The 13225-nt window shown below is 59.0% G+C and carries 13 protein-coding genes; 2 read left to right on the forward strand and 11 right to left on the reverse strand.

What is annotated here, in order from left to right:
* Window positions 1–47: 47 nt before the first annotated feature.
* From ICA16_RS11345 to ICA16_RS11355, 3 genes are all read right to left on the reverse strand, one after another.
* On the reverse strand, window positions 48–1412 hold the full coding sequence (locus tag ICA16_RS11345; RefSeq protein WP_210700641.1) for an aspartate aminotransferase family protein: 1365 nt from the start codon (window positions 1410–1412) through the stop codon (window positions 48–50).
* A gap of 56 nt (window positions 1413–1468) precedes the next feature.
* Window positions 1469–2827, reverse strand: a complete 1359-nt coding sequence (locus ICA16_RS11350; RefSeq protein WP_129395970.1) for a glutamine synthetase family protein — start codon at window positions 2825–2827, stop codon at window positions 1469–1471.
* A 95-nt stretch (window positions 2828–2922) separates the two neighbouring features.
* Window positions 2923–3282, reverse strand: coding sequence for a glutamine amidotransferase (locus tag ICA16_RS11355; RefSeq protein WP_210553422.1), 360 nt, complete (start codon window positions 3280–3282; stop codon window positions 2923–2925).
* A gap of 278 nt (window positions 3283–3560) precedes the next feature.
* Here ICA16_RS11355 and ICA16_RS11360 point away from each other — a divergent pair, with 278 nt between their 5' ends.
* Window positions 3561–4937, forward strand: coding sequence for a glutamine synthetase family protein (locus ICA16_RS11360; protein ID WP_150604743.1), 1377 nt, complete (start codon window positions 3561–3563; stop codon window positions 4935–4937).
* Window positions 4938–5194: 257 nt separating this feature from the next.
* The gene (locus ICA16_RS11365) at window positions 5195–5821 is read left to right on the forward strand and encodes a TetR/AcrR family transcriptional regulator (protein WP_150604744.1); all 627 of its coding nucleotides are present in this window, start codon (window positions 5195–5197) and stop codon (window positions 5819–5821) included.
* A gap of 139 nt (window positions 5822–5960) precedes the next feature.
* On the opposite strand, the gene ICA16_RS11370 is transcribed toward ICA16_RS11365, so the two are convergent.
* From ICA16_RS11370 to ICA16_RS11405, 8 genes are all read right to left on the reverse strand, one after another.
* The gene (locus ICA16_RS11370) at window positions 5961–6176 is read right to left on the reverse strand and encodes a TOBE domain-containing protein (protein WP_003229256.1); all 216 of its coding nucleotides are present in this window, start codon (window positions 6174–6176) and stop codon (window positions 5961–5963) included.
* 27 nt (window positions 6177–6203) lie between these two features.
* A complete protein-coding gene (gene ssuB / locus ICA16_RS11375) occupies window positions 6204–7010 on the reverse strand; it encodes an aliphatic sulfonates ABC transporter ATP-binding protein (protein WP_150604745.1) in 807 nt (268 codons plus the stop codon).
* Window positions 7007–7789: an aliphatic sulfonate ABC transporter permease SsuC gene (gene ssuC, locus ICA16_RS11380; protein ID WP_150616800.1), complete on the reverse strand. Its 783-nt coding sequence runs from the start codon at window positions 7787–7789 to the stop codon at window positions 7007–7009. Before ssuC ends, ssuB begins: the two co-directional genes overlap by 4 nt.
* An 8-nt stretch (window positions 7790–7797) precedes the next feature.
* Window positions 7798–8946, reverse strand: coding sequence for an FMNH2-dependent alkanesulfonate monooxygenase (ssuD, locus tag ICA16_RS11385; protein ID WP_042561643.1), 1149 nt, complete (start codon window positions 8944–8946; stop codon window positions 7798–7800).
* 25 nt (window positions 8947–8971) lie between these two features.
* A complete protein-coding gene (locus ICA16_RS11390) occupies window positions 8972–9937 on the reverse strand; it encodes a sulfonate ABC transporter substrate-binding protein (RefSeq protein WP_210700642.1) in 966 nt (321 codons plus the stop codon).
* A 90-nt stretch (window positions 9938–10027) separates the two neighbouring features.
* Window positions 10028–10621, reverse strand: a complete 594-nt coding sequence (gene ssuE, locus ICA16_RS11395) for an NADPH-dependent FMN reductase (protein WP_042561645.1) — start codon at window positions 10619–10621, stop codon at window positions 10028–10030.
* Window positions 10622–10906: 285 nt separating this feature from the next.
* Window positions 10907–11545 (reverse strand): peroxiredoxin, encoded by a 639-nt coding sequence (locus tag ICA16_RS11400; RefSeq protein WP_150604748.1) that lies wholly within the window; start codon window positions 11543–11545, stop codon window positions 10907–10909.
* A 296-nt stretch (window positions 11546–11841) separates the two neighbouring features.
* The gene (locus ICA16_RS11405; RefSeq protein WP_210553418.1) at window positions 11842–13197 is read right to left on the reverse strand and encodes an OprD family porin; all 1356 of its coding nucleotides are present in this window, start codon (window positions 13195–13197) and stop codon (window positions 11842–11844) included.
* Window positions 13198–13225: the final 28 nt, after the last annotated feature.

Genomic DNA, 13225 nt, shown 5'->3' on the forward strand with positions numbered 1-13225 from the left:
CAGCTTTGCGCGAGAGCGCCGGGGCTTTCCCGCACAAAGCCTAGCACTTAGCCCTGCAACGCACTGAGGGTCAGGTCCAGACACTTGCGTGCCTGTGTAACCAGCTCGTCGATCTCCGCTTTGCTGATTACCAGCGGCGGCGCGATGATCATGGTGTCGCCCACGGCGCGCATGATCAGCCCGTTGTCGAAGCAGAACTGGCGACAGATCATGCCTGCGCCCTTGCCCTCGTAACGTTTGCGAGTGCCCTTGTCCTGCACCAGCTCGATCGCCCCCAGCAGACCGACCCCGCGAACTTCACCCACCAACGGGTGATCGTTCAGTTCCCGCAGACGTTTCTGCAAATACGGTGCCGTTTCGTTGTGCACGTTCTCGATAATCTTTTCGTCGCGCAGGATGCGGATGTTTTCCAGGCCCACGGCCGCCGCCACCGGGTGACCGGAGTAGGTGAAACCGTGGTTGAAATCGCCGCCTTCGTTGAGCACCGCGACGACTTCGTCGCGCACGATCAGGCCACCCATCGGGATGTAGCCGGAGGTGAGGCCCTTGGCGATGGTCATCATGTCGGGCTTGAGGTCGTAGAAATCGCTACCGAACCACTCACCGGTACGGCCGAAACCACAGATCACCTCATCCGCGACGAACAGGATGTCGTACTTGGCGAGGATTTCCTTGATGCGCGGCCAGTAGCTGTCGGGCGGAATGATCACGCCGCCGGCGCCCTGGATCGGCTCGGCAATAAAGGCACCGACGTTGTCGACGCCGACTTCGAGAATTTTCTCTTCCAGCTGATTGGCCGCCCAGAGACCGAATTCTTCCGGGGACATGTCGCCGCCTTCAGCGAACCAGTACGGCTGGCCGATGTGGACGATGCCCGGGATCGGCAAGTCGCCCTGCTCATGCATATAGGTCATGCCGCCTAGGCTCGCGCCGGCCACAGTGGAGCCGTGATAACCGTTCTTGCGGCTGATGATGACTTTCTTGTTCGGCTGGCCCTTGATCGCCCAGTAGTGGCGAACCATGCGCAACATGGTGTCGTTGCCTTCAGAGCCGGAACCGGTGAAGAACACGTGGTTCATGCCTGCTGGCGCGATGTCGGAGATGGCCTTGGCCAGTTCCAGTGCCGGCGGGTGAGCAGTCTGGAAAAACAGGTTGTAGTACGGCAGTTCGCGCATCTGTTTGCTGGCGGCATCGGCCAGTTCATCGCGACCGTAACCGATGGCCACGCACCACAGACCGGCCATGCCGTCGAGGATCTTGTTGCCTTCGCTGTCCCACAGGTATACGCCCTTGGCGTTGGTGATGATCCGCGGGCCCTTCTCTTTCAGCTGCTTGAAATCGCTGAACGGGGCCAGGTGGTGGTCGCTGCTCAGCGCTTGCCACTCACGGGTTTGCGGGTTGTTGCTGGTCATGCCAATTCTCCTTGTTATCGGTGAAGGCGCGGCGGCTGACCACCGCGCCCGGCGTATCAGACGGCGAAGAGCAGGTATTCACGCTCCCACGAACTGATCACGCGCTTGAAGTTTTCATGCTCGGCCCGCTTGACCGCGACGTAGCCTGTGATGAAAGTTTTGCCCAGATATTTCTCGACGGTCGAGCTGTTTTCCATGCGCTCCAGCGCATCCTCGATGGTCAGCGGCAGGCGCAGGTTGCGGCGTTCATAGCCACGACCCACCACCGGCGCGCTCGGGTTGAGGCCCTCGACCATGCCGATGTAACCGCAGAGCAGGCTCGCGGCAATCGCCAGGTACGGGTTGGCGTCGGCGCCCGGCAGACGGTTTTCCACGCGGCGGTTCTGCGGGCCGGCATCCGGGACGCGCAGGCCCACGGTGCGGTTTTCTTCGCCCCACTCCACATTCACCGGCGCCGAGGTGTCCGGCAGGAAGCGGCGGAACGAGTTGACGTTCGGGGCGAACAGCGGCAGCAATTCCGGGATCAGCTTCTGCAGGCCACCGATGTGGTGCAGGAACAGCTGGCTCATGGTCCCGTCTTCATTAGAGAAGACGTTTTTGCCGGTCTCGATGTCGATGATGCTCTGGTGCAAGTGCATGGCGCTGCCCGGCTCACCGGTCATCGGCTTGGCCATGAACGTGGCGGCCACGTCGTGCTTGAGCGCGGCTTCGCGCATGGTGCGTTTGAACACCAGGATCTGGTCGGCCAGCGACAGCGCGTCACCGTGACGGAAGTTGATTTCCATCTGCGCGGTGCCGTCTTCGTGGATCAGCGTGTCGAGATCCAGTTCCTGCAACTCGCACCAGTCGTAGACGTCTTCGAACAGCGGGTCGAATTCGTTCGCCGCTTCAATAGAGAACGACTGACGACCGATTTCCGGACGCCCGGAGCGGCCGATCGGCGGCTGCAACGGGTAGTCAGGGTCGTCGCTGCGCTTGGTCAGGTAAAACTCCATCTCTGGCGCCACGATCGGCTGCCAGCCCTTGTCGGCGTAGAGTTTGAGTACCTTCTTGAGAACGTTGCGCGGCGACAGCTCGATCGGGTTGCCTTGCTTGTCGTAAGTGTCGTGGATCACCTGAGCGGTTGGCTCGATGGCCCACGGCACCAGGTACACGGCGTTCTGGTCGGGGCGGCAGATCATGTCGATGTCAGCCGGGTCGAGCAGTTCGTAATAGATGTCGTCTTCGACGTAATCGCCAGTCACGGTCTGTAACAGAACGCTTTCGGGCAGGCGCATGCCTTTTTCGGCGATGAACTTGTTGGTCGGCGAAATCTTGCCCCGGGTGATACCGGTCAAGTCGGCGATCATGCATTCGACTTCTGTGATCTTGTGGTCTTTCAACCAATCGGTGAGCTGGTCGAGGTTGTTACTCATAAATGCCTCTGGGCTGAGTCTCCTGACATGACGTCAGGCAAAGTTTGACGCTTGCGCGTCGCGTTAAAGGGGGTTTGCTTGCGCGCAGTGCCGGCTTACGCCCGGCACCGCGCATAGACAATGAAAGAAGAGCTTACCTGCCCTTTACGCTGGCGTTGCATTTCCTGTGCACAACCGGCACGTGCAGAATCATGAGCACGGCTTGAAAAGCGGCACAGGCTTTGTGAAAGAAAGAGATCTATATTGGAAGGAGACGCCATAAAGAGGATGGCTTCCCGTGCGTCCAGAATATCGGACGTTGCCGTTTCGGCGACTGCTGTGGACGAGAACATCGTCGGCAGCCTGCGAGCCTTGTTGGCTGCGCTATGCACGGACGATTCGCCACTGATGTGATAAGCATGCAGACCGGACTGTTGCGAGCAGTCGGTGACGCCGATTATCGACAGGCGAGACATGAAGCACCCCGGTATTATTGCTGTTATGGGTTTGATCGGAGCTTAGCCTTGTTCATTTTTTTACACAACACCCCCGTAAAAAATACAACACGGCCTGCTCAAGCCTGCGGGTGCCAAGCGTCGCAAGGGCTAAAAACCGCCCGAAAATGCCCCATAAACGCCCTTGCAGCGCTTTTTTAGGGCAAAAAAGGCCTCGCTTGACTTCGGCAGGCCGTTCGGGTTGACTGAAACCAGAAAAGATCAATGATTGATATTTTTAACAACAAAGGTGTTGCATCATGTCGGTACCCCCGCGTGCCGTTCAGCTCAACGAAGCGAACGCGTTCCTTAAGGAACATCCTGAGGTTCTGTACGTTGACCTTCTGATTGCGGATATGAATGGTGTGGTGCGCGGCAAGCGCATTGAACGCACCAGCCTCCACAAGGTTTACGAGAAAGGCATCAACCTGCCGGCCTCTCTATTTGCTCTGGATATCAATGGTTCGACGGTGGAAAGCACCGGTCTGGGCCTGGACATCGGCGACGCCGATCGTATCTGCTATCCAATCCCCGATACCCTGTGCAACGAGCCATGGCAGAAGCGCCCTACCGCGCAACTGTTGATGACCATGCACGAACTCGAAGGCCAGCCGTTCTTCGCTGACCCGCGTGAAGTACTGGCTAATGTCGTGCGCAAGTTCGATGAAATGGGCCTGACCATCTGCGCCGCGTTCGAGCTCGAGTTCTACCTGATCGACCAGGAGAACGTGAACGGTCGTCCGCAACCACCACGCTCACCGGTTTCCGGAAAACGTCCGCACTCGACTCAGGTTTACCTGATCGACGACCTGGACGAATACGTCGATTGCCTCCAGGACATTCTGGAAGGCGCCAAAGAGCAAGGCATTCCAGCCGACGCCATCGTCAAGGAAAGTGCCCCGGCGCAGTTCGAAGTGAACCTGCACCACGTCGCCGACCCGATCAAGGCATGCGACTACGCGGTACTGCTCAAGCGGCTGATCAAGAACATCGCCTACGACCATGAAATGGACACCACCTTCATGGCCAAGCCTTACCCTGGCCAGGCGGGCAATGGTCTGCACGTGCACATTTCGATTCTGGATAAAGAAGGCAAAAACATTTTTGCCAGCGAGGATCCCGAGCAGAACGCCGCGCTGCGTCACGCGATCGGCGGTGTGCTCGAGACCCTGCCCGCGCAGATGGCTTTCCTCTGCCCTAACGTTAACTCGTACCGTCGATTCGGCGCACAGTTCTACGTGCCGAACTCGCCGTGCTGGGGCCTGGACAACCGCACCGTAGCCATTCGCGTACCGACCGGCTCGGCCGATGCCGTGCGGATCGAACACCGCGTTGCCGGTGCCGATGCCAACCCGTATCTGCTGATGGCTTCGGTGCTGGCCGGCGTGCATCACGGTCTGACCAACAAGATCGAGCCGGGCGCGCCCGTCGAAGGCAACAGCTACGAGCAGAACGAACAAAGCCTGCCGAACAACTTGCGCGATGCCCTGCGTGAGCTGGACGACAGCGAGGTAATGGCCAAGTACATCGATCCGAAATACATCGATATCTTTGTCGCCTGTAAAGAGAGCGAGCTGGAAGAGTTCGAACACTCCATCTCCGACCTCGAGTACAACTGGTATCTGCATACTGTTTAAGCGGATTGCAGCTACATAAAAACGCCGTTGGCTAATTCAGCCAGCGGCGTTTTTTTATGGCCTCTGTGGCGAGGGGATTTATCCCCGATCGGCTGCACAGCAGCCGTAAACCCTGAGAACCAGTTATTCCTGATACACCAAGCTGAATGGCTTTGGGGCCGCTTCGCAGCCCATCGGGGATAAATCCCCTCGCCACAGGTCGGCAGACAACACACAAACCGGCTCGTACAATGCCCGCTGCCCCGCAGGAGACTTTCATGACGCGTCCCGCCCCCGTCCGCAAACCCCGTGCCCGTAGTCAGGCGCGGATCGACTCGATACTCGACGCCGCGCGCACGTTGCTGGCCGCCGAGGGTGTGGCCAGCCTGTCGATCTACAGCGTGGCCGAGCGCGCGCAGATTCCGCCCTCTTCGGTTTACCACTTCTTCGCCAGCGTCCCGGCGCTGCTTGAAGCCCTGACGGCGGATGTGCACGCGGCATTCCGCGCCTGCCTGCAAGCACCGATCGATCATCAAGCCCTGCGCGACTGGCGCGACCTGTCGCGGCTGGTCGAACAGCGGATGCTGGAGATCTACGACGAGGACGCCGCCGCCCGCCAGTTGATCCTCGCCCAGCATGGCCTGACCGAAGTCACCCAGGCTGACCGTCAACACGACATCGAACTGGGCGACCTGATGCACAAGCTGTTCGACCATCACTTCGAACTGCCGAGGCTGCCGACCGACGTTGATGTCTTTGCCCTGGCGATGGAATTGGGCGACCGGGTTTATGCGCGCTCGGTGCAGCTACATGGGCAAATCACGCCACGCATGGCCGAGGAAGGGATGCGCGTGTTTGATGCTTATATCGGGTTGTATTTACCGCCCTATCTGCCTAAACGCTAAAAGATCGCAGCCTTCGGCAGCTCCTACATCTGGAATGCGTTCACCTGTAGGAGCTGCCGAAGGCTGCGATCTTTTGATCTTCAAACAAATGAAAACCCCGAAGGGCTCACACCCTCCGGGGTTGTTTTTTATCACCGGCTTACAACTTGGCGATCGATACCTCGGTGGATTTCACAAAGGCGATCACTTCGCTGCCGACCACCAGTTCCAGCTCTTTTACCGAGCGCGTGGTGATGACCGAAGTGACGATGCCGGAAGCGGTCTGCACGTCGATTTCCGACAGCACGTCGCCCAGGACGATTTCCTTGATCGAGCCTTTGAACTGGTTGCGTACGTTGATGGCTTTGATAGTCATGGCAATGATTCCTGTCGTTTGCTTGAGTTATTGCGCCCAACGCAACTGCGTAGGCAAGGGTGAAACGGGTTCCGGCGCCGGCGGCTCGCCGGGCAGGGACAACACTCGGTTGAGCACTTCGGTTTCCAGCGCCGCCAGCCGATGCGAACCGCGTACCCGTGGGCGCGGCAGTTCGATGTGCAGGTCGAGGCCAACCTCGCCGTCCTCGATCAGAATCACCCGGTCGGCAATCGCCACCGCTTCGCTGACGTCGTGGGTGACCAGCAACACCGTGAAACCGTGCTGCTGCCAAAGGCGTTCGATCAGTTGCTGCATCTCGATGCGCGTCAGCGCATCCAGCGCGCCGAGCGGTTCGTCGAGCAACAGCAGACGCGGCTTGTGGATCAAGGCCCGAGCCAGAGCGACCCGCTGCTTCTGCCCACCGGACAAGGCTGCTGGCCATTCATTGGCGCGATCCGCCAGGCCGACCGCTTCCAGTGCAGCCAACGCTTGTGGGCGCCAGTTGCCTGTGAGCCCGAGGCCGACGTTGTCGATGATCTTTTTCCACGGCAACAGCCGTGCTTCCTGGAACATTAATCGGGTGTCTTCCCGCGCATCGCTGAGCGGCGCAGCACCTGCGAGCAAGTCACCGCCAGTTGGCTGATCGAGGCCGGCAAGCAAGCGCAGCAAGGTACTTTTGCCGCAACCGCTACGCCCGACCACAGCAACAAACTGCCCTGCCGGGATGTGCAGATCGATATCGCGCAGCACCTGCCGGGTACCGAAGGTTTTTTGCAGATTGCGCACTGCCAGCGGAATTCCGCGCAGCAGGCGTGGAGGTTGTTGTGCGGTCATGCGGCACCTCCTTTGGCAACCTGATAGGCCGGATGCCAGCGCAGCCACACACGTTCAAGTCCACGCGCCGCGAGGTCGGCGAGTTTGCCGAGTACCGCGTAAAGCAGAATTGCCAGCACCACCACATCAGTCTGCAAAAACTCCCGGGCATTCATCGCCAGATAGCCGATGCCGGAGCTGGCAGAAATGGTTTCGGCGACGATCAGCGTCAGCCACATAAAGCCTAGGGCGAAGCGCACACCGACTAGAATCGAAGGCAACGCACCCGGCAGAATCACCTGCCAGAACAGGCTGAAGCCGCTCAACCCGTAACTGCGCGCCATCTCGACCAGCGCCGGGTCGACGTTGCGGATGCCGTGATAGGTGTTGAGGTAGATCGGGAACAACGTGCCTAACGCCACCAGAAAAATCTTCGCCGACTCATCGATACCGAACCACAGGATTACCAGCGGAATCAGCGCCAGATGCGGCACGTTGCGGATCATCTGCACCGAACTGTCGAGCAAGCGTTCGCCCCACTTCGACAGACCGGTGATGAAGCCCAACACCAGACCGATGCTGCCGCCGATGGTGAAGCCCAGCGCGGCGCGCCAGCCGCTGATTGCCAGGTGCGTCCAGATTTCGCCGCTGCGCACGAGACTCACACCGGCCTCGATCACGGCCACCGGTGCCGGCAGAATCCGTGTCGACAACCAGCCCGCCGACACCGACAACTGCCACACCGCCAGCAGCAACACCGGCAACGCCCAGGGCGCGAGGCTGTGGATGACTTTCTTCATGGCGCGCCTCAGCTCTGCGACGCGGCTTTGGGAAGAATGTCGTTGGCGACCATCTCGCCGAACGGACTGACATAACCGGCGCTTTTCGGCAGTTCCGGGCGCTCGATGTCGAGGTGCGGGAACAGCAATTCGGCGACGCGGTACGACTCTTCGAGGTGTGGATAACCGGAGAAGATGAAAGTGTCGATGCCCAGATCCGCGTATTCCTTCACGCGAGCAGCCACGGTCGGACCGTCACCAACCAACGCCGTCCCCGCACCACCGCGTACCAGCCCGACGCCGGCCCACAGGTTAGGGCTGACTTCGAGGTTGTCACGACTGCCGCCGTGCAATGCGGCCATGCGTTGCTGGCCGACCGAATCAAAGCGCGCCAGGGAAGCCTGGGCACGAGCAATGGTGTCGTCGTCCAGATGCGAGATCAGCCGATCCGCCGCTTGCCAGGCTTCAGCATTGGTTTCGCGAACGATCACATGCAGACGAATGCCGAAGCGCACGGTGCGTCCGAGCTTGGCGGCTTTGGCACGTACCTGTTCGATTTTCTCCGCCACTGCTGCGGGCGGCTCGCCCCAGGTCAGAACCATTTCGACCTGTTCGGCCGCCAGATCCTGCGCCGCTTCCGAGGAACCACCAAAGTACAGCGGCGGACGCGGCTGCTGGATCGGCGGATAGAGCAACTTGGCGCCCTTCACGCTGATGTGCTGACCGTCGTAATCAACGGTTTCGCCTTCCAGCACACGGCGCCAGATGCGGGTGAATTCCACCGAGGCTTGATAGCGCTCCTCGTGACTGAGGAACAGACCGTCACCGGCCAATTCTTCCGGATCACCACCGGTTACCAGATTGAACAGCGCCCGCCCGCCAGAGAGGCGATCCAGCGTCGCAGCCTGACGCGCAGCCACCGTCGGGGAAATGATCCCGGGGCGCAGGGCGACCAGAAACTTCAGACGCTGGGTCACCGGGATCAGCGACGCCGCCACCAGCCAGGAGTCTTCGCAAGAGCGACCGGTAGGGATCAGCACACCGCCAAAACCCAGACGATCCGCCGCTTGCGCGACCTGTTGCAGATAGCCGTGGTCGACCGCGCGGGCGCCTTCGGAGGTGCCAAGGTAATGGCCGTCGCCGTGGGTAGGCAGGAACCAGAAAATATTGAGGCTCATGGAGTGGTCTCCTTGGGGATTCGAATTACTGCGCGTTGGCCACAGCGGCCGGTGGGGTCCAGATCACATCCTTGATGCTCAACGGCTTGGGAATCAGCTTGAGCTGGAAGAACGTGTCAGCGATTTTCTGTTGCGCGGCGATCACTTCCGGGGTCAGGAACAGCGCACCGTAGCCCTGGCGTTTGACCGAGGTCAGGGTGATGTCCGCCGGCAGACCGAGCAGTGGCGCGACCTGTTGGGTCACGTCTTCAGGATTGGCCTGCGACCACTCCCCAACCGCGCGCACTTCTTCGACGAGGGCTTTGATCACCTCGGGATTTTTCTGTGCGTAAGGTTTGGTTGCGAGATAGAACTGGTGGTTGTCGACGATGCCTTTGCCGTCACGCAGGGTGTGCGCTTGCAGCTGTTTCTCGGCGGCCGCCTGGTACGGATCCCAGATGACCCAGGCATCAACGCTGCCACGCTCGAAAGCGGCGCGGGCATCGGCCGGCGGCAGGAATACGGTTTGGATATCGGTGTATTTGAGTCCGGCGTCTTCCAGTGCGCGCACCAGCAGGTAGTGGACGTTGGAGCCTTTGTTCAGCGCGACTTTCTTGCCCTTGAGATCGGCCACCGATTTGATCGGCGAGTCTTTCGGCACGAGGATCGCTTCGCTGTTCGGCGCTGGCGGCTCGTAGGCGACATAGAGCAGATCGGCACCCGCCGCCTGGGCGAATACCGGTGGCGTTTCACCCGTCACGCCGAAGTCGATCGAACCGACGTTCAAGCCTTCGAGCAGTTGCGGGCCACCGGGGAATTCCGTCCACTGCACGTCGACGCCTTGGGCGGCCAGGCGTTTTTCCAAAGTGCCTTTGGCTTTGAGCAGCACCAGCGTGCCGTACTTTTGATAACCGATTCGCAACGTCTCGGCTTGAGCGTGAGTGATGGCGCCGAAGGACACAGCCGCAGCAAACAGAGCGACCAGACCACGGCGCAAAAATACAGTGCGCATAGCGCTCTCCTTTTTGCTGTTGGGTTTTGGCTGCACCTGCTTGCCCGTTAGCGGGCGAGTAAGGCCAGTTACATCAAGTTTCGGTGTGGCTCAAATGCTCCAGCGAGCACTCAACAAGCGTTCGTTCAACAGGCCCGGCTCCAGCGGTTTCGGCCGGCGGGCCATGGCACTGACAAATTGATCCAGCGCTTCATGCAGTCGCTGTTCCAGCGCCGGAGCCAACTGCGCCTGGGCACTGCCTTCGCCATAAGCGATCTGGCTGTCCTCGGCAAAAATCCCCTGGAGCATTTCCTGGGCTTTCAATGCCGACAGCACTGGCTTGAGGGCGTAGTCGACCACCAACATGTGGGCGATGCTGCCGCCGGTGGCCATCGGCAAAACAATCTTGTGATTCAAGGCACGTTCGGGCAGCAGATCGAGCACAGTCTTCAGGGCGCCAGAAAACGAGGCCTTGTACACCGGGGTAGCGATCAGCAGGCCGTCGGCGTTTTCAATCTGTTGCAAAAGGTCGAGCACCTTCGGGCTATCAAAACGAGCGTGGAGCAAATCTTCGGCCGGGAAATCCCGTACCTGATAACTCACCACTTCCACCCCTTGCTGCTGCAACCAGCGCTGCGAGCGATCCAGTAGAACTCCAGACCGGGAGCGCAGGCTGGGACTGCCACCGAGTGAGACGACCAGCATTGAGACGATTCCTTAAGCGTTACAGGCGATTCGCAGGTTGCGATCTCGCTTCAATGTGAGTGACCTTACCAGCTGATTTATATATCCATAAATCATATTTATTCATTTGGTTATGCATTTTTGAGATATACGTTTCAGCCTTCTCCAGACGAAAAAAAAGGCCGTCGAAACGGCCCGAAATCCCCTGCTATGTGGATGCCTCAAAAAGATCGCAGCCTTCGGCAGCTCCTGCATTGGAATGCGTTTCTTCCTGTAGGAGCTGCCGCAGGCTGCGATCTTTTGATCTTAACGATTGGGCTGCGGCGTCAGGCGCAGATAAGGTTTCACCGCGCGATAACCTTTCGGGAAGCGCTGTTTGATCTCTTCTTCATCCTTGAGCGACGGCACGATCACCACTTCATCACCGTCCTGCCAGTTGGCCGGGGTGGCCACTTTGTAGTTGTCGGTGAGTTGCAGCGAATCGATCACCCGCAGAATCTCGTGGAAATTGCGCCCAGTGCTCGCCGGATAGGTGATGGTCAGGCGAATCTTCTTGTTCGGATCGATCACGAACAGCGAACGCACGGTCAGGGTGTCATTGGCATTCGGGTGGATCAGGTCATACAGATCCGAGACTTTGCGATCGGCATCGGCCAGGATCGGAAAATTGACGACAGTGTTCTGGGTTTCGTTGATGTCTTCGATCCACTTGTGGTGCGAGTCCACCGGGTCTACCGACAGCGCGATGGCTTTGACGCCGCGCTGGCTGAATTCATCCTTGAGCTTGGCGGTGAAGCCCAGCTCGGTGGTGCACACCGGGGTGAAGTCCGCCGGATGGGAAAACAGCACGCCCCAGCTATCGCCTAGCCATTCGTGAAAACGAATCTTGCCGGCGCTGGAGTCTTGCTCGAAATCGGGGGCGATGTCGCCGAGTCTGAGGCTCATGGTGCTGCTCCTGATGAGTGGGTGGAGACCTCAACTGTAGCTCGGGTTTTATGCTTCTGAAAAAGAATATATAACTAGATATGTATGCCTTTCAGGAATATTAAACTTCTGTTCACTGGACGCCCGGCCGCATCGCGACGAACATCGTTAGCAAGGTTCGAGAAGGCCTTGAGTTGCTGTAAAGAGGGAAATGTCGGGACAGGCTTACGGGGGTGGGCCTGACCCGGAAACGCAAAAGCCCCGTCCGGCGCGATGCCGGACGGGGCTTTTTTACATCAGCGGTTCGACGCGCGCTTTTACAGCAGCGGTAACGAGTAGCTGAGGATCAGGCGATTTTCATCCTGGTCGCGCTGACCGGCAATGTCGGTGCGCCACGAAGCGTTTTTCCACATGAAGCCTACGTTCTTCAACGGGCCTTCCGGGATGACGTACGCAACGGTCAAATCGCGTTCCCATTCGGAAGCGCCGTTAGACGTTTGGACGCGGCCGGCGTTGTAGGTATCGACGTTATCGCCACGCAGATAAACCATGCCAGCGGTCAGGCCAGGCACACCCACCTTAGCGAAGTCATAGGAATATCGTGCTTGCCAAGTGCGCTCGCCGGCACGGCCGAACTTCTGGATTTGCATGTCGGTGATGGTGTAGTTCGACGATCCGTCGCCCTGGTTCAGCCAAGGGAAGTCGCTGCTACCGTTACTTACCTGATAACCGCCACCAAATGTGTGACCGGCAACGGTGTAAAGGAACAAGCCGCTGTACAGGTTGTTGTCGACTTTACCGCGACCATTGGCGAAACCGGCGTAGCTACCGCTGCTGAAGTAAGCAGGAGTGTTGCCGTTTGCACCGTCGTCGGAACTGTTGAAGTAACGCAAGTCAGACTTCAGCACGCCCGGGCCGATTGCCCAGTTGTGAACCAGACCCAGGAAGTGTTGCTTGTAGAAATCTTCCAGGTTGCCGTAGTAGTACTGGGCAGTCAGGTCTTTGGTGATTTTGTAGTCACCACCGCCGTAGATGAACTTGTTGCTGTTCACTGTACGCGCTGCTGCGCCACCGATAGACAGCTGTTCATTGTTGCTGGAGTTACGACCTTTGGCGTGCTCAATCTGACCACCGATCAGGGTCAGGTCTTTGATTTCGCCAGAAGTGATCTGGCCGCCCTGCCAGGTTTGTGGCAACAGACGACCGTCGTTGGTCACGATAACCGGCAGTTTTGGCTGCAGAGTACCCAGCTTCAATTCAGTCTGGGAGATCTTGGCTTTGGCAGTCAGGCCCAGGCTGGAAAAGTTATCAACGGCTTGGCCATTGGATTCGCTTGGGAAAACAGTGCCGCCGTAAGCGGTACCTGGGTTGCCGTTAGCGGCAACGTTGCCGTTGGTACCGCCGCCCGAATCCAGACGCACGCCCAGCAGGCCGATGGCATCGATACCGAAACCGACGGTGCCTTGGGTGTAGCCGGAAATGAAACGCAGATCGAAGCCTTGGCCCCACTCTTCGTTGCGACTAGGTTCGGCAGTACCGTTACGGTTATCCGTGTTGATGTAGAAGTTACGCAGCCCCAAAGTTGCCTTGCTGTCTTCGATGAAACCGGCGGCGCCTGCCTGCTGCGCCATAACCCCTACGGCCACAGCCAGGGCCAAGGTGGACTTGTTCATGTAAAGCTCCTCTCGTTCTAATTCTTGT

The organism is Pseudomonas anatoliensis, from assembly GCF_017976235.1.
In the GTDB taxonomy this organism is placed as follows: domain Bacteria; phylum Pseudomonadota; class Gammaproteobacteria; order Pseudomonadales; family Pseudomonadaceae; genus Aquipseudomonas; species Aquipseudomonas anatoliensis.